Source organism: Bacteroidota bacterium (assembly GCA_016711505.1).
Classification (GTDB): Bacteria; Bacteroidota; Bacteroidia; order AKYH767-A; family 2013-40CM-41-45; genus JADKIH01.
The window spans coordinates 252,130-269,218 of the sequence record JADJSV010000004.1 but is presented as its reverse complement, the minus strand read 5'-3'; the positions used below and the strand labels follow the sequence as shown (position 1 = coordinate 269,218).

The 17,089-nt window shown below is 37.6% G+C and carries 13 protein-coding genes; 6 read left to right on the top strand and 7 right to left on the bottom strand.

The features are described 5' to 3' along the window. On the top strand, positions 1 to 2,829 hold the full coding sequence (locus IPL24_09130) for a VCBS repeat-containing protein (protein MBK8363832.1): 2,829 nt from the start codon (positions 1 to 3) through the stop codon (positions 2,827 to 2,829). A gap of 288 nt (positions 2,830 to 3,117) precedes the next feature. On the opposite strand, the gene IPL24_09125 is transcribed toward IPL24_09130, so the two are convergent. After that, a complete protein-coding gene (locus IPL24_09125; GenBank protein ID MBK8363831.1) occupies positions 3,118 to 3,531 on the bottom strand; it encodes a hypothetical protein in 414 nt (137 codons plus the stop codon). 96 nt (positions 3,532 to 3,627) lie between these two features. On the opposite strand from IPL24_09125, the gene IPL24_09120 reads away from it, so the two are divergent. Then, positions 3,628 to 4,605, top strand: coding sequence for a hypothetical protein (locus tag IPL24_09120; GenBank protein ID MBK8363830.1), 978 nt, complete (start codon positions 3,628 to 3,630; stop codon positions 4,603 to 4,605). A 217-nt stretch (positions 4,606 to 4,822) separates the two neighbouring features. Then, positions 4,823 to 5,767 (top strand): thioredoxin-disulfide reductase, encoded by a 945-nt coding sequence (trxB, locus tag IPL24_09115; protein MBK8363829.1) that lies wholly within the window; start codon positions 4,823 to 4,825, stop codon positions 5,765 to 5,767. Between the two features lie 69 nt (positions 5,768 to 5,836). Here trxB and IPL24_09110 read toward each other — a convergent pair whose 3' ends face one another. The 3 genes from IPL24_09110 to IPL24_09100 are packed head-to-tail and all read right to left on the bottom strand — an operon-like array spanning position 5,837 to position 9,238. Further along, positions 5,837 to 7,543 (bottom strand): S8 family serine peptidase, encoded by a 1,707-nt coding sequence (locus IPL24_09110; GenBank protein MBK8363828.1) that lies wholly within the window; start codon positions 7,541 to 7,543, stop codon positions 5,837 to 5,839. Further along, positions 7,482 to 8,186 (bottom strand): hypothetical protein, encoded by a 705-nt coding sequence (locus IPL24_09105; protein MBK8363827.1) that lies wholly within the window; start codon positions 8,184 to 8,186, stop codon positions 7,482 to 7,484. The genes IPL24_09110 and IPL24_09105 overlap by 62 nt, the downstream gene beginning before the upstream one ends. Before the next feature lie 23 nt (positions 8,187 to 8,209). After that, the gene (locus IPL24_09100) at positions 8,210 to 9,238 is read right to left on the bottom strand and encodes an alkane 1-monooxygenase (protein MBK8363826.1); all 1,029 of its coding nucleotides are present in this window, start codon (positions 9,236 to 9,238) and stop codon (positions 8,210 to 8,212) included. Positions 9,239 to 9,376: 138 nt separating this feature from the next. Here IPL24_09100 and IPL24_09095 point away from each other — a divergent pair, with 138 nt between their 5' ends. Genes IPL24_09095 through IPL24_09085 form a run of 3 tightly spaced genes read left to right on the top strand, consistent with a single transcriptional unit; the run spans position 9,377 to position 12,958 of the window. Then, entirely contained in the window at positions 9,377 to 10,024 is a 648-nt protein-coding gene (locus IPL24_09095; protein MBK8363825.1) for a carboxypeptidase-like regulatory domain-containing protein, read from the top strand. 28 nt (positions 10,025 to 10,052) lie between these two features. Next, positions 10,053 to 12,566, top strand: coding sequence for a carboxypeptidase-like regulatory domain-containing protein (locus tag IPL24_09090; GenBank protein MBK8363824.1), 2,514 nt, complete (start codon positions 10,053 to 10,055; stop codon positions 12,564 to 12,566). Continuing rightward, a complete protein-coding gene (locus IPL24_09085; GenBank protein ID MBK8363823.1) occupies positions 12,566 to 12,958 on the top strand; it encodes a hypothetical protein in 393 nt (130 codons plus the stop codon). Before IPL24_09090 ends, IPL24_09085 begins: the two co-directional genes overlap by 1 nt. A 172-nt stretch (positions 12,959 to 13,130) precedes the next feature. Here the strand turns inward: IPL24_09085 and IPL24_09080 are convergent, their stop codons facing one another. From IPL24_09080 to IPL24_09070, 3 genes are all read right to left on the bottom strand, one after another. Beyond that, a complete protein-coding gene (locus tag IPL24_09080; GenBank protein ID MBK8363822.1) occupies positions 13,131 to 13,937 on the bottom strand; it encodes an SDR family oxidoreductase in 807 nt (268 codons plus the stop codon). Between the two features lie 202 nt (positions 13,938 to 14,139). Further along, positions 14,140 to 15,630 (bottom strand): FAD-binding protein, encoded by a 1,491-nt coding sequence (locus IPL24_09075; GenBank protein ID MBK8363821.1) that lies wholly within the window; start codon positions 15,628 to 15,630, stop codon positions 14,140 to 14,142. Further along, positions 15,518 to 16,897, bottom strand: a complete 1,380-nt coding sequence (locus tag IPL24_09070; protein ID MBK8363820.1) for an SBBP repeat-containing protein — start codon at positions 16,895 to 16,897, stop codon at positions 15,518 to 15,520. The genes IPL24_09075 and IPL24_09070 overlap by 113 nt, the downstream gene beginning before the upstream one ends. Positions 16,898 to 17,089: the final 192 nt, after the last annotated feature.

Below are 17,089 nucleotides of genomic sequence, written 5' to 3'. Positions count from 1 at the left end.
ATGAAAACAACTACAAAGTTCAAAGCTATTGTACTTGCATTGGCCGGATTATCGTTTGGTTCAACTGCGAGTGCACAATTAGCTTTCACAAATGCTAACGCGAAGTTTGGCGGTAATTTTCACAGTGGCTGTGCAACAACAGTTACTGATGTGAATTTCGACGGACTTGATGACGTTTTCCACATGGATAACGGCTCAGATCTTTATCTTGAATTACAAAACAAAGATGGAAGTTTCACAACACAATTCATTATGAACCATGGTGGCGGAAGTTCATGGGCAATGACTTGTGCCGATGTAGATCACAATGGCTGGAAAGATGTTGCTTTTGATGGCGGCGCAGGAATTATGCTGATCAAAATATTCGGTGGTAGCGGAGGTGTTACGTTCACTTCAACTACACTTTTTAACTCAGGCTTCTTTCTTCAGAATGCAACATTTGCAGATATGAATAATGATGGATGGATCGATCTATTTTGTTGTGATGATAATGATGTCAGCAAACTTTATCTGAATGATGGAACTGGTAATCTTGACATTTCAACATTTGTAAACTTTGCAATCAATCCGGGAATTAATTACAGTGGTGATCCTGCAGATTCAGGAAACTACGGTAGTACATGGATCGATTTTGACAATGATGGAGATTTGGATCTTTATGTTGCTCATTGTCGTCAGAGTACAACTAGTCCAACTGATCTTCGTCGAATCAATCGTTTATTTGTAAACGATGGTTCTAACAATTATACAGAGATGGCAGATACATTTGGAATCGCTATCGGCTGGCAGACATGGACAGCAAGTTTCGGTGATCTGAATAATGATGGCGATCTTGATCTGGTACTTTTTAATCATGACCATACAAGTCAGATATTTGAAAATGATGGTACAGGACATTACACTGAATTAATGTCAACCGGATTCAATACAGACGCAATTACTCCTATCGAATCTGTTGTAGAAGATTTCGACAATGATGGTTATGCTGATATCCTTGTTACAGGATCTGATTGGATGTACTGGAAAAATAACGGTGACATGACTTTTACTCAAGTGAATGGTTTATTTGCTTCTAATGGAATGTTATCATTTGCATCAGGAGATCTTAACCACGATGGATTTATAGATATCTACTCATCATATGGAAATATTTACACTACTCCATCTTCTGTAGCAGATGTACTTTATCTGAATAATGGAAATACAAATAACTTTATAACTTTTGATATCAAAGGAACAACATCAAACATCAATGCAATCGGTGGACGTGCAACAATCTACGGTCCATGGGGTGTTCAGGTTCGTGAAGTTCGTGCCGGTGAAAGTTATGGTACTTGCAATTCTTCGCAATTACATTTTGGTTTAGGTTCAAATACAATTGTAGATTCAGCTGTTGTTCGTTTCCCTTCAGGTACAGAGCAACGTTTTTACGACCTTGAATCAAATCAATTTGTGTCTGTGGTAGAAAATACCTGTTCTGTAACAGGGAATATTGTTTCAGGTCCAACTGCAATTTGTTCTGGTCAGACTGCAACACTTACTGCATCAGCAGGATTTCTTACTTATGATTGGTCAAATGGCGGAGCAGCACAATCAATTACAGTTTCAGCAGCAGGCCAATACAATGTTACAGTTTCTGACAATGGATGTACGAATGTATCACCATCGATCATACTTCAGATGAATCCTGACGAAACTCCTACTGTAAGTGCAAACGGACAGCTGGTATTTTGTGAAGGTGGTTCTGTAACTTTAGAAAGTTCACAAGCTTCAGCTTACACATGGTCAAATGGCGGAACATCACAAACAGTTGACATCACTGCATCGGGACTTTATTCAGTAACTATTCAGGGTGTGTGTGGAAGCTTTACTTCAACTCCAATTTTAGTGGATGTGTTGAATGCACCAAATCCGGTTGCTAATGGAGTTAACATAGCGGTACCACAATCTGTTACTTTAAATGCAACAGGCGATTTAATAAAATGGTATGATTCACAGATTGGCGGAACATTACTTGCAACAGGACCTTCATATATAACACCAGTTATTAACGTATCCACTACTTTCTGGGCAGAGAATACAAAAACATATGCAGGTGCAACTGATTTTACAGGAATGCAATATCATGAAGGCACACCATATTCTGCAGGAACTACAAATGGTACAAACGACTTTACTGTATTATCTGCTTGTACTTTGCATTCAGTAAAAGTTTACACTGATACACCGGGATTAAGAGAGATCCAGTTACTTGATGCCTCTAACAATGTAATCAATAGTGTTCAGGTAAATGTTCCAATGGATTCTTCAAGAGTTACATTGAACTTTGCTTTGACACCGGGAAATTACCACCTTACTACAAATGCAACAGTAAACATGGCAACATTGGGAACAAATGCACCACGTTTGCAACGTTCAAGCTTGAATGTTCTTTATCCATATACGATCAACGATCTTATTAGCGTTACAGGCTCTAATCAAGGTGCATTCTACTACTATTATTTCTACGAATGGGAAGTACAGGCTGCTTCTTATGATTGCGTGAGTGAAAGAATTCCGGTATTAGTTGATGTTGCAACAGGAATCAAAGACATAGCATTTGCCGGAGTTTCTGTTTATCCGAATCCTGCAAACAATTATGTTTCGATTGACACAGATGGTCCGATAGCAGTAAGTGTATTTGATGCTTCAGCTCGTTTGGTAAAATCAGAACGCTTCACGAATGCTTCTAACAAACTGCACATCTCTGATCTTGCATCCGGAGTTTATCGGATTCAATTAACAAAAGATGGTAAAGTTGCTAATTACAAATTGGTAGTGAACAACTGATCAAATTAAAAGCATAGATTAAAAAATCCCGCTATATGGCGGGATTTTTTTTTGTGCAATTTGACCTGGATTTAATGGATTAATGGATTACAGGGAATAATGATTCAGATTTAATTACTTAAGGGATTACCTAGAAAAAATAACTGAGATTTAAAATAAACTGGATTACGAGGAATAAGGATTGAGATTTAATTAGTCGGATTATTAACGAAAATTGCTTTTCCTAAAATTTTGACAATACAAGTGACTCTCTTTTGAATTTTGAATTTACAACACATAGACAAATAATCACTCACTGACCGGAACAATCACCGTCTTCTCCCCGCTCGTCTCACTGAAATCAATTGGTAGTCCGCCGACAACTCTTGTATTCCAGACTGCGCTGGTATCGAATCCAACAACAAACACAAAGTACTGTCCGCATTTCAGACCATTTACTTTTACAAAATTTTCATTTGGATTACCGGCAACGATCAGATCGTAATTTGATGGTGATGGTCCGGGAAAATCTGTCTGATTGAATTTTATATAGACTGTATCAACATAAGATGAACTTCCATAGATAGGAATTGAATGATGTTCGGGTTTGAAGGTAATGCTAACTTCACCACCGCTTCCGGCCATACATGCTTTCTTACAGTTGGTAGCAGTCAGCAGGACAGCACATGAAATTAAAATCAGTAATCCGGAAATTTTCCGCATAGGGTCAGGAATTTCTGTAAAGTTAAGGTAAAAAAAGAGCTATATTTGATTTGCTTATTCGTATTTTTAACAGATAAATTTCAAAAAAGAGCCCGGTTGAAAAGTCCACTATTTTTAGCATCATTATTTCTGCTGCTGAGTTCCTTTTTATCTACCAAAATTACTGCTCAGGAATTATTTCCGCACAATGAAATTGCCAGTAGTGTTCCAAAGAATGTATTAGGCGTTCGATTATTTGGTGAATCATACGATGAATTTGGTACACAAAGAAATATGGCTGCAATGAGATTCATGTATGGAGTTACTTCCAGGTTGTCGGTATCAGCTACACCTACTCTTTCAAATCATCATTCCGGAAATCTTCCTCTAGGACTAGTAACACATACTCATAATAATAACGACACCATCTATCAAACCGGAACATTTGCGAGAGGGATTCATTATGATTATAGATTTAATGGTGTACACTTCCTGGCAAAATACAGAGTCATAACAAAAGATGGTGATCATGAACATTTCAGGGTAGCTGTATATGGTGAAGGGTCGCTTAACAATTCTGCGCATGATGAAAGCGAACCGAATTTAATGGACGATACTAAAGGTTATGGCGGGGGCCTATTAGTTACCTATCTGAAAAACCATTTTGCAGTTTCATTCAATTCAGGATTTGTTATTCCCGGAACTTATACAGAGACCACACCTGATTTTTATGGCGGCGAACAAACTACTTCACTGACTTATGGAAAGGCTTTGAATTATAATTTATCACTTGGATACTTAATCTATCCGTTTCATTACAAGAAATATTCTGATACGAATATCAATGTGTATTTGGAATTCATGGGCAAGAGTTATGATCAGGCCAGAGTCGTACAGAACAACACTGAAATAGAACCAAAGACAGATCTTTTACTTTCCGGAAATTATGTTGAAATGCATCCCGGTATTCAATTCATTATCGATTCAAATTTGCGAATTGATTTTACTGTAGGATTTCCTGTAATCAATAAATCGTTCGCAAGATTTTATCCGATTTACATGCTGGGAGTTCAGCGGTATTTTTATTTTAAGTGAAGTGAAGTGAAGTGAAGTGAAGTGAAGTGAAGTGAAGTGAAGTGAAGTGAAGTGAAGTGAAGTGAAGTGAAGTGAAGTGAAGTGAAGTGAAGTGAAGTGAAGTGAAGTGAAGCTTTAAAGAAAAAATTTAAACTTTTTATCCCGTTAAATCAATTAAAATTCTTCGTTATTAGATGTTAGTTAATTATGTACTTTTGCGTACAATTTCAAAACCACTATGAGTAACGAGACAGAACACATAAAATGTTTAATAATTGGTTCAGGACCAGCAGGATATACGGCAGCTATTTATGCAGCAAGAGCAGATCTGAAACCTGTTATGTACCAGGGGTTACAGCCGGGTGGACAGCTAACGATAACAACAGAAGTTGAAAATTATCCGGGTTATCCAAAAGGAACACAAGGTCCTGAAATGATGGAAGATTTCAAGGCACAGGCAGAACGTTTTGGTACTGATGTTCGATATGGGTATGCAACGTCTGTTGACTTCTCAGGATCAATTCATAAAGTTGTTATTGACGAAACAAAAACAATCACTGCAGACACTGTTATCATAGCCACTGGAGCTTCGGCAAAATGGCTTGGTCTGGAATCAGAACAACGCCTGAATGGTTTTGGTGTATCTGCATGTGCTGTTTGCGACGGTTATTTTTTCCGTCAGCAGGACGTTGCAATCATCGGTGCAGGCGATACGGCAGCGGAAGAAGCGACTTATCTGGCAAAGCTTTGTAAAAAAGTTTATATGATCGTCAGACGAGGTGAAATGCGTGCCAGTAAAGCCATGCAACACCGTGTTGAAAACACACCTAATATTGAAGTGCTTTGGAATACAGACACAGTTGAGATACTTGGAACAAAAACTGTAGAGGGAGTTCTGGTACAAAATAATAAGACAGGAGAAAAACGTACTCTGGATGTTACAGGATTTTTTGTCGCAATTGGTCACAAACCAAATTCAGATATTTTTAAAGACTTTATCAAAACAGATGATGTCGGATATATTCTGACCATTCCCGGTACCACAAAAACAAATATTGAAGGTGTATTTGCTGCCGGAGACATCTCAGATAAAACTTATCGTCAGGCTGTGACTGCTGCAGGTTCAGGATGCATGGCTGCTATTGACGCAGAGCGGTATCTTGCCGAAAAAGGCATTCACTAATTAATGAAAAATGGCATTCTGAAAGCATTAACTTTCCGGATGCCATTTTTCACTTTTCACTTTTCACTTTTAATTCTTTATAACTCTTCGTGTGTACTCAAATGATTCACTTTTTATATTGATCAGATAAATACCTTGCGAAAGATCTGAAGGAAGAGGGAAATCAATAATATTATATCCAACCATGAAAGTATTGAATTCGGATTTAGCGACAACTTTTCCCAATAGATCGATCATCTGAATCTTTACCGCTTCGTTAGAATATGTAAATATCTGCAAGTATAGATTTTCTAAAATCGGATTCGGATAAATTATTAATGGAATTATATTTTCTCTGTCTTCTATTCCACTCAAAATAAAATGCGCATTTCCAAAATTCGGGATTCCGTACCCCAGTGTATCCGTTGGTGTATTGAAATAATTCGCACTTCTTTCAATTGCATTTTTTACTTCCAGAACTGATTTCCCAGGATGCGCCTGCAATAAACATGTAGCAGCTCCGGCAAGGATAGGACAAGAAAACGAAGTTCCATTTGCACCACCGATCGTACCAAATGGATCTGCAACTGTAGCATTGGCTCCTTTAGCAGCAACATTCGGTTTGATATCGCCATCGCTTGAAGGTCCGTATGAACTGAATGAAACATAGTTTCCATCAGAATCAACTGCACCAACTGCAAGAACGCTGTCACCATCAGCAGGTGCACTGATATAATGCCAGAAATTATTTCCTGAATTGCCCGCACTTGTGACAACTAAAATACCTTTTGAAAAAGCAATATCAGCTGCTATGGAAGATGGACAAGTGTTTCCATCCATATCTGCATAAGTATGTGATGCTGTTGAGTCATCAAAATCAGAGTAGCCAAGCGATGATGAAATCACATCTGCACCTACACTATCAGCAAACTCTGCTCCTGCTGCCCAATTATACTCTTCAATAATATTTTCAGAAAAAACATCTTCAGTTCTCAGCAGCCAGAAATTTGCATCAGGTGCCGTTCCTACTAATTCACCGGGAACATTTCCCGCAATTGTTGAAAGCACTTCCATTCCATGTGTATCGTCTTCATAGACCGAAGAATTATTATCTACAAAATCCCAAGTACCTAAAATTCCATTTCTGTTTCTAAGACTATCAAAAGCTGATAAATTATCGACGCTGTAAAAACCGGCATCCAAAACTGCTATGACCATACCGGTACCGGTATATCCATTGTTATGTAAATACTCACCATTCATCAAATTGATCTGATTAAAGGAGGTACCATAATTTAATGGCGGTGTCATCAATTCAGATTTTCTTGCGAAAGGTATTCCCGTATCAAATTTTGAATCGCTTCGATTCTGAATGGGATGTATAACCTTAGTAATATTCACAACATATGGTAATGTTAGAATATTTGCTAAAACCGAAGAGTCACAAACAACAGTGATTCCATTAAACCATTTGCTTCTCGAAATTAATCCGGCACCTTGTGCTAAGACACCATCAATGTAATTCTGATTTACAGGCAGATCCTGTTCTGTTACCGGAATGGAATGTGCGGCTCTCCTTGCGATTGCTCTTGCAGAAAGAAAAGCGGCTGGATCTGATGTAGAATAAACTGAGTTCGCTTTATCTGTGAAACGAATAAAGAATTTTTGTGCAGACGTTTGATCTGCAAATAATGATGCGATAAGTATCAACATCAATCTGATCTGTGATTTCATCTTACTGTTTATAATCTGTAACGGTTTGCTCATACTCCAGTCCGCTAAGAATGACAATTCCATTCTGTGTATTTGCAACTCCAACACTATCTATCTGTTTATACAATAACCCAACGTGATTACCGTAAATTTCTTTTTTTATTATCCGGTTTATATTTGAAATAAATTCATTTTGATTTATGGTAACAGTTGAATCAAAATTCAATCCTGAAAATGTTGATGAAGAAAAAAGATCTTCATAAGTATAATCTTCCTGAGTCAGATTATTATATGCATTTCCATTCCATATGTAATCTGATTTAAAAGGAAAAGTCATGCGGATATATCTGCGATTATCCTCCACTCTTTCCAAGGAATTCTTTGTAAGCTTTGAAGTCCAGATAGCAGTGAATTCCCAAGGCAAAGTATCAGCAGTCCGCTTGTATCTGCTAATTACATAGGCTGTATCCCCCTCACCATCGATCATCGCACTGTCTATTTCCTCTCTGATATAAAAATGATATGCCACAATACTTGTATCCACAAGGTTAATGTCATCATTGCTCAGATGAATAATTGAATCTGCCTGATATTCGATCCAATATCCTATTTCCACAGGATAATAACTATTGTAATTGTTTGAAGAAACTTCAAGATATACATCTTTTTTACAAGCGTTCAGAAGCATCACCAGTGATACCAGTGAAATGAAAAAATATCCGGACAAAAAATTGTTTTTATAAATCATGATCAAGTGACACTCAAATTTACAACTGAAGTATTTTTATAATTATCAAGACATCGATTGACAACTTTGAACCAAAGGGGCGGAATTAATGCCAGATAAATTGCCGATGCATATCCTCCGGGCAATTTGGGACTTTGCTCATAGCTTTTCAATGTATGAAAAGGTTTTGAAGCATAATAATGATGGTCACTATGTCTGCTTAGATCGATCAGAAAAAATCTGCTTATAACTTTATCGGTTTGCCAGCTTAAATCTTCTTTCACTCTTTCATTTTCTTTTCTTGAAAGTCCGTAGTGTTCGATATAATTAGTGTATTCGAGTAGAAAGTTTGCAATTAGAATATGCAAGAGATAAACAGCAACGCCCATGAATCCAAAACCTAAGTATAGACCCGAAAGAAGAGTTATAAGTAAAAGTGAATTTTTCAGGACAGCATTGCCCAGAGGGTTTTTATTTTCAATTGTCAAACGTTCTTTTTCAAGTCTCCACGCATTTGTAATCTGACCAAACATCGACCGAACAAAAAATGCATAAAGAGACTCATTCCTTTTTGCCGTTGCCGGATCTTTGTCTGTTCCAACCCATTTATGATGAACTCGAAGATGCTCAATATAGAAGTAAATATTTCCAACAGTGAAAAGCAAAAACTTTCCCATGAACCGAAATATCCTACTTTTTCTGTGGATCAATTCATGCGCAACTACAATTGCAGAAGAGCCTGAGTGTATACCTGTTGAAAGCGTTGCACCGATCAAGGCTATTCCATTGAGTTGGCCAAGATGGACGGAATAAAACAAAGAAGACAGGCATAAGATCTGAAATGCAACATGCAAAATGAGGATCAGATCCGGAACAATTACATTTTCCGAATAGCTATTTGACTTATTCTCAGGCATGAACCATTCAATAATGCTGAGAAACCCAAGTGTAAAAATCAGATTTGCAAATGCCCAATAACCTCCATATAAGTTACCGTAAACAGTGACAATTCCCGGTAATAGGCTCCACAAATAACTCAGATTTCGTAACATTTTTAATTCAGAAGTTGACCAAATTTAACTAATTTCATCTAACCAATCATCATTGAAAAGTAACAATTTTTAACCTTATTTTATCGTTCATGGGTTGAAAATAAGTGAGTACTTTAGCCCATTATAAATCCTAAAGCAATGAAGAAATTAGTACTGTTAGCATTCGTATGTGTTCTTTCGGCAGTAAGTCAGGCCCAAAAGATAGATCATGAAGGCCTGGTTCAGTTTTCCGGCGTTATCGTGACCGCTGATAGTCTGGCACCTATACCTTTTACGAGTGTGATGATTAAGAATTCCAACCGCGGAACGATCAGTGATTACTTCGGTTTTTTCTCTTTCGTTGCCAAAATGCGAGATACAATTGAATTTGGTGCTATTGGATTTAAGAAAGCTATATTCGTAATTCCTGATACTTTAAGCGACATGCGTTGTTCTATGATTCAGATCCTAAAGCCTGATACAATTTTACTTCGTGAAGTGGTGATTTTTCCCTGGCCGACCAAAGAACAGTTTAAAGAAGCTTTTATTCAGTTGAGAATTCCTGATGACGATCTTGCACGTGCGGAGAAAAATCTGAGTGAAGGTAAACTTGCATTTCTTGCAAGCGGTATGGCTATGGATGGAAGTATGAATTTCAAATATGCCATGGAACAAAATTCGACACGTTTGTATTATGCCGGCCAACTTCCGCCAAACAATTTACTGAATCCAATTGCCTGGTCAAAGTTTATTCAAATGTGGCAGAATGGTGCATTCAAAAAGAAAGAAACACCATCTAAGGACTAACTTCATCAGACTAAACCCCTTCTCGCTTATGGCAAGCAAGCGCCTGCTTCTCTCCTTTTTCGCTTTCGTTTTTTTATCACTAACGATAAATGCTCAACAAGTTGGTACAATTTCCGGAAAAGTTAAGGACCCAGATGGGAAACCACTTTTTGGCGCCAGCATTGGTGTAATTGGCAAAGCAATTGGTGTATATTCAAAAGATGATGGATCATTTACTTTTCAGGTTCCTGCAAATGAAAATTTGCAAGTGATCATTTCATATACAGGTCTCAAACAAGATACTTTTAATATTCGTCTGATTCCGGGAGAGAAAAAAGAGATCATTTCAAAAATGACAGGTAAGATCTATCAGATAACTGAGTTTACTGTTTATGATAAATCGTTGAAGAGTGAAAATGCGACACCGATAGACCCGAAAATTGTCAAAATGATTCCGACACCAAATCAGTCTGTGGAAGATATTTTAAAAACGTTACCAGGTGTTTCTTCCGCAAATGAATTAAGTTCAACCTACAATGTTCGGGGCGGAAATTATGATGAGAATCTGGTTTACATTAATGACTTTGAAGTTTACCGACCAATGCTCGTGCGATCGGGACAACAGGAAGGATTAAGTGTTATTAATCCTGATATGGTTGACGGTATAAAATTTTCTGCCGGTGGCTTTGATGCAAAGTACGGAGATAAATTAAGTTCTGTTCTTGATATCCGTTATCGTCGTCCTAAAAAATTCGGCGGATCTGTCAGTGCATCTTTATTGGGAGCTTCGCTTGAACTTGAAAACCAAAGCAAGACGGGGAAATTTTATTACATGCTTGGTGGAAGACAAAAATCAAATCAATATTTACTAAACACATTTGAAACCGAAGGTGAATACAAACCATCATTCACAGATGTTCAGATATTGACCGGTGTCGACATTTCTAAAAAGTTAAATGTTGAAGTTTTCGGAAACTATGCACGCAACAGATATAATCTCGTACCACAATCAAGAGAAACGAATTTCGGAACGATAAACGATGCAAAACGGTTCACTGTTTACTTTGAAGGTCAGGAGCTTGACAAATACGAAACCTTTACAGGTTCTTTTTCCGCAACATTCAAACCTAAGCCAAAATTGTCACTGAAACTGATCGGATCTTATTATAAATCGCATGAAGAAGAAAACTTTGATATCCTCGGACAATATTTTTTAGATCAGTTAGAAAACGATCTTGGGAAAGATGATTTTGGGAACGTTGCTTTCAATCTCGGTGTCGGCTCCTTTTTGAATCATGCAAGAAATACACTTGATGGAGAAATTTTTTCTCTTGAACAAAAAGGTGAAATCATTAATGAAAGCAGCATATGGCAATGGGGAGTAAAAGTTCAGCAAGAGACTTTTTCCGATAAATTACATGAATGGTATTATAATGACTCTGCAGGATTTTCTATAAATTCATACAGAGATTCGATGAATCCGCAGATCATATTAAACGATGTTGTTATTGGAAAGAATAATCTGACTACACACCGGATAAATGGATACATCCAGAATACATGGCAAATCACAGATACCACGCGATTAGTACTGACAACAGGTATCAGAGCTAATTACTCCGATCTGAATGAAGAGCTGATCATCTCGCCACGTGTTTCCGTTACTTATAAACCTCGTGGTAAAAAAAATCTGAGTTTGCGTGCAGCCGGCGGTTTTTATTATCAGCCACCTTTCTATCGTGAACTCCGGGGTTCTGACGGAAAACTTTATCCGGATGTAAAGGCTCAAAAGTCTATACATGCAGTAATTGGTGGAGACATGACCTTTCTTGCATTAGGTCGCGAATTTAAATTGACAGCAGAAGTTTTTTATAAGTCGCTTGAAAATCTGATTCCATACAAAGTAGATAATCTACGGTTGCGGTACTTACCGCAATTTACATCCAAAGGTTATTCACAAGGAATCGATCTGCGGCTCTTTGGAGATTTTGTACCTGGAGCAGAATCGTGGTTAAGTGTTTCTTATTTGCAGACGGAAGAAGACCTCCGTGGCGATTTCTATTACAGATATTTCGACGAAGAAGGCAAAGAGATTTTTCCCGGTACATCAAATTCCAAACCGGTTGATTCAACAAAAGTGGAACCCGGTTATATCCCGCGTCCTGCTGATCAACGGTTGACATTTGGAGTATTTTTCCAGGATTACCTTCCAAAATTTCCAACATACAAAATGCAGTTAAGTCTGATCTTCGGAACAGCATTGCCATTTGGACCTCCTGGAAACAACAGGTATACTGATTTGTTAAGAACACCAACTTATCGTCGTGTAGATATCGGATTTTCGAAACAACTTATCGGCGACGAAGTAAAAAAGAAACCACAGGGAAAATTCATGAAGAATTTTGAATCAATGTGGGTTGGACTGGAAGTCTTCAATTTATTACAAGTGAGTAATGTTGCTTCATATACATGGATCACAGATGTTACAAATGCAAGAAAATATGCTGTTCCAAATTATCTGACAGGTCGTCAATTGAACATTCGATTAACTGCACAATTTTGATGAACATCCGTAAACTGCTTCTATTGTTTTTCTTCCTGTTGGCAGGAATTTCTCTCCACGCACAGGATGTTATCTTCTGTGAAAGAGTTGCAAAAGACGGATCGCCCGTTAATCCCAGTGGTTATTTTTCAATCAGCAAAAAAGGTGGATTCTTTAATGTGCTTGTGAAACATAAAAATCCAATAGCGTCTTCAGAAGTTACTTTTGATATTTATCTGATGATAGACAAGAAAGAAACCTTCATCAACTCAGTTAAGATGAAAGTAGATCCCGAAAGTAATTGGTTTTACAAAGAAATTACTTTCTACAAACAGGGAGTTTACAAAGTGTATGTTTACAATGAAAAGGATCGGTTTCTGGGAGTTAGGAAGATGCAGACGACGATCAAGTGATTCATTAATTGCCGGGAAATATCTGAAACAGAAAAAAATTAGCACTAAGATCACTTAGTTTTTATTACAAGAACACATAATTGAAAATTCACTTGTGCTCTTGTGCCAAAAACTTAGTGAACTTAGTGTTCAAGATATTTATTTAAATGATATTTGTTCGATGCAAGTTTACTTACTTAAATGGCGAATCCGGTTCTTTCGCCATATGATTATAAACCATTTTATCCATGAAGGCGGGGAAAAATTTATTCAGCCACACGGTTAGCTTTCCATTACCTGTAAGGATGAGGTCGCGTTTGCGTTTTACAACGGCATTATAAATATGTTTTGCAACTTCATCGGATGACATCATTGAGCTTTCATCACGTGGCGATTCGCCTTGTTGACTTCCATCTTTTGCCAAAGCAGACTGACGAATATTTGAAGCAGTAAATCCGGGACAAGCAACAAGAACATGCAGATCTTTTTTCAGATTTTCTGTACGAATGGTTTCCAGAAATCCTTCGAGGGCAAATTTTGAAGCTGAATATCCGGTTCGTCCGGGCAAACCTTTTTTTCCTGCAATAGACGAAATTCCTACGATACTTCCTTTTGATTTGAGCAAGTATGGAAAAGCAGATTTCGTGCAATATACTGCTCCCCAGAAATTCACATCCATAACTTTCCGGATCACATCAACATCCAGATCACTAAAGAGTGCACGCATAGAGATTCCTGCATTATTAATAAGTACATCGATGCGGCCATACATTCTGATGGTTTCATCGATAAGTAATTTACAATGCGCTTCATTACTTACATCACACGCCACTGCATGAACCTTTCCTCCGGAATTTTCGAGTGCTGTCTTCAACTGATTTAATTTTTCAAGTTGACGCGCAGCAATAACAACAACAGAACCTTCAGCAGAAAATTTCTTTGCCAACGACTCTCCTATTCCGCCGGATGCACCGGTTATTATGATGACTTTGTTTTTCACTTTTGTTGATGAGTGGTGAGTGGTAAGTGGTGAGTAGCACCAGTTACTTCAGGATATTGATTTCTTTACTGATAATTTATTATTGATTTTCTGCTTTAATTAATTAAGTGCAATTATCTGGCAATTGATATTATTTGGCGAATTATTTATCTTTGTGCACAAAAGAAAGCAGTGCTACTTACCACTTGCTACTCACTACTTACTACAAGAAAATTTTCCCCGGATTCAATATACCGTTCGGATCAAACAAATTTTTGATCCCTTTCATAAGATCCATTTGTGTTTTGTTAAAAGCAATATCCATGTATCCTTTTTGAACATATCCGATTCCATGTTCTCCGGAAATTGTTCCGCCTAATGAAACGCAAAGTTCAAAGATCTCTCTGATTCCAAGTGGAACTTTTGTATTCCAGTCTTCATCAGAAATTTCTTCCTTGATTATATTTACGTGTAAGTTTCCATCACCGGCATGACCATAACACACACTTCGGAAACCATACTTCGCTCCTATTGCTTTTACACCTTTCAAAAGTATTGGAAGTTCAGCACGGGGAACAACAGTATCTTCTTCCTTGTAAATTGAATGCGATTTTACTGCTTCGCCTGCAGATCGTCGGGCGCGCCAGAGATCAGCTTTTTGCTGCGCAGTATCTGCGAATAAAACTTCATCACATTCATATTGGTAAAGAATTTCCGAGATCCGTTCACATTCTTTGAATAAGACATCACGATCCGTACCATCGACTTCAATCAATAAGTGAGCATTGATTTCATCCTTCAGCGGAATTTTTACATCTACATATTTCATTACATAAAGCAAACAATCTCTTTCCATGAATTCCAATGCAGATGGTGTTAATCCTGCTCTGAAAATTGCAGAAACTGCTTCACATGCTTTTTCACTGCTGAAAAATGGTACTAACATCAGTAAATTTTCAGTCGGCAGCGGAAGTAATTTGAAAACGATCTTTGTAATTATTCCAAGTGTCCCTTCACTTCCAACCAACAACTGAGTCAGATTATAACCTGTAGAATTTTTTAAAACATTTGCACCTGTCCAGATGATCTCTCCTGTAGGAAGTACGACTTCACAATTTAGAACATAATCTTTAGTGACACCATACTTTACTGCCTTTGGTCCACCGGCGCTTTCGGCCAGATTTCCACCGAGAAAACAAGAACCTCTGCTGGCCGGATCAGGAGGATAAAACAAACCTTTCTCCATGACAGCATTTTGAAAAACCTGATTGATAACTCCCGGCTCTACTAAAGCCTGCAAATTTCTTTCATCAATTTTAATGATCTTATTAAACCGATCCATTGCAATGACTAATCCACCGAATACAGGAAGTGCACCACCACTCAGACCGGTGCCGGCTCCGCGAGGAGTAACGGGCACGCGAGCTTCATTGCATATCTTTAACAATAAAGAAATTTCTTCTGCATTGGAAGGACGAGCTACAACCTCGGGATAAAATCTCAGGTCTTCAGTATAGTCCCGTGAATTTTGTTCGAGAACTTCACGATTAGTATAAACGAATTCATCACCAACAATTGCTTTGAATTCAGCCAGCAATTGTTCACTTATTTTTTGGAATTCCACTCTTATTGGATTTATATATTGCGGGCTTTCTTTTTTGTTCAGCCTCGGTGTTAATTTTATATTTAAGTAAATTGATCGTACCGGTAGCATCACCGGCATCATCGCCAAGAAAATAAATATTGTCTTTATCAACTTCAACATCTACGAAATGCGAGATACCGTAAACTGTAGAATCAGAAAAAGTCCATTTGAATTGAGGCAATGTATCGATCTCAGCTATAAATGGAATCAATGTACTTTCGGGATGAGTAAGTTTTGTTCCGAATACAATTTCCCTGTTACCGAACCGATGTGTTGCATCGAAAAAAACATCCGTTGGAGTTTTCAGAAATAATTTCTCACTACCGGCTTTATTATATTTTAATAATACGCCGGAAGTTGTAGCAGTATTGTATTCGATCTTTTTGCCTGTAACAAATGCAAACTCATCCTCTATCCGGATTGATGTTGCCTGACAATCTGCAGAAACACCATTGTATAATGATTCTTTTAACAGAACACCTTGAGGACTGAATTTCAGAAGAGGCAGATCTGACCGATCATTCGTATGATTCACAAATCCGGAAACATAAACATTAAGAGAATCATCAATGCGAATAATGTTAGCTGCATCTCTTTCGCTGAAAATGCCATCATACACCTGAGACCATTGTTGATTTCCTGCGGAATCATATTTCATTACAATTATATCAGAACTTCTCTGAGAATTATTTGTGTTTCCACATACATAAACATTGCAGGAGTCATCAACTACGAGTGATGTTGCATTGTCAAGACTTAATGTCGCATATTTTTTCTTCCACGCTAAAGAACCATCAGCATAGAATCGCATCAAAAGCAGATCAAGTCCACTGTCACTGGAAGTAGTATATCCACCGACATAAACATTCCCCAGTTTATCTGCTGCTATACAATTTGCTTCATCATACATTTGATCGGGACCATCATATACATATTCAAATTGCGGTACGCCTTCATTAGAAAACTTGGTGACTAAAAAATCACATTTGTCAGGCGACAGTTTAGCAATTCCACAAACCCAGACATCGCCATAAAGATCGAGTGTCATGGCTCTGGGAAAATCATCGCCATTCGATTTATTATTGAAAAGCCGGTGCCATAATTCCGATCCATCCGTAGTATATTTCACAACAAGAATGTCTTTTGTGCTATCGGCCAAAGACGTTGTACCAAGCACATAACAGTTGCCAAAGCGATCCGACTTAACTGAAGTAGCTTTGTTAATTGAATTTAGTCCGTTTTTAAAGTCTTTTTTCCACAGAGGGACAATGTGATTCTGCGCAGAAACGAGAATAGAAGAAAAAGTAAGGATAAAAAAGAAGATAGATCGCGTCATAATAAGCTTGAGATTCCTGATTTTTTGTTTGAAAATGGATATAAACATACGGAAAGTTGCCCGAAGTGAAAATCGAAAATGAACAAAATCAAAAATCTCGTTTTCTCCGCAAATAATGAGATTGTTGATGATTTTTTGGATATTTTTAAAAATCACAGGCTATAAAGGCTTACTTTTACCGCAAAATTACTA

What these genes read in the sequence shown, in the direction of transcription:
- IPL24_09090 (MBK8363824.1), top strand. Translation starts at nt 10,053, where the DNA reads ATGGCAAGCAAGCGCCTGCTTCTCTCCTTTTTCGCTTTCGTTTTTTTA.
- IPL24_09070 (MBK8363820.1), bottom strand. Translation starts at nt 16,897, where the DNA reads ATGACGCGATCTATCTTCTTTTTTATCCTTACTTTTTCTTCTATTCTC.
- IPL24_09075 (MBK8363821.1), bottom strand. Translation starts at nt 15,630, where the DNA reads ATGCTACCGGTACGATCAATTTACTTAAATATAAAATTAACACCGAGG.
- IPL24_09095 (MBK8363825.1), top strand. Translation starts at nt 9,377, where the DNA reads ATGAAGAAATTAGTACTGTTAGCATTCGTATGTGTTCTTTCGGCAGTA.
- IPL24_09085 (MBK8363823.1), top strand. Translation starts at nt 12,566, where the DNA reads ATGAACATCCGTAAACTGCTTCTATTGTTTTTCTTCCTGTTGGCAGGA.
- IPL24_09110 (MBK8363828.1), bottom strand. Translation starts at nt 7,543, where the DNA reads ATGGAATTGTCATTCTTAGCGGACTGGAGTATGAGCAAACCGTTACAG.
- IPL24_09125 (MBK8363831.1), bottom strand. Translation starts at nt 3,531, where the DNA reads ATGCGGAAAATTTCCGGATTACTGATTTTAATTTCATGTGCTGTCCTG.
- IPL24_09100 (MBK8363826.1), bottom strand. Translation starts at nt 9,238, where the DNA reads ATGTTACGAAATCTGAGTTATTTGTGGAGCCTATTACCGGGAATTGTC.
- IPL24_09130 (MBK8363832.1), top strand. Translation starts at nt 1, where the DNA reads ATGAAAACAACTACAAAGTTCAAAGCTATTGTACTTGCATTGGCCGGA.
- trxB (MBK8363829.1), top strand. Translation starts at nt 4,823, where the DNA reads ATGAGTAACGAGACAGAACACATAAAATGTTTAATAATTGGTTCAGGA.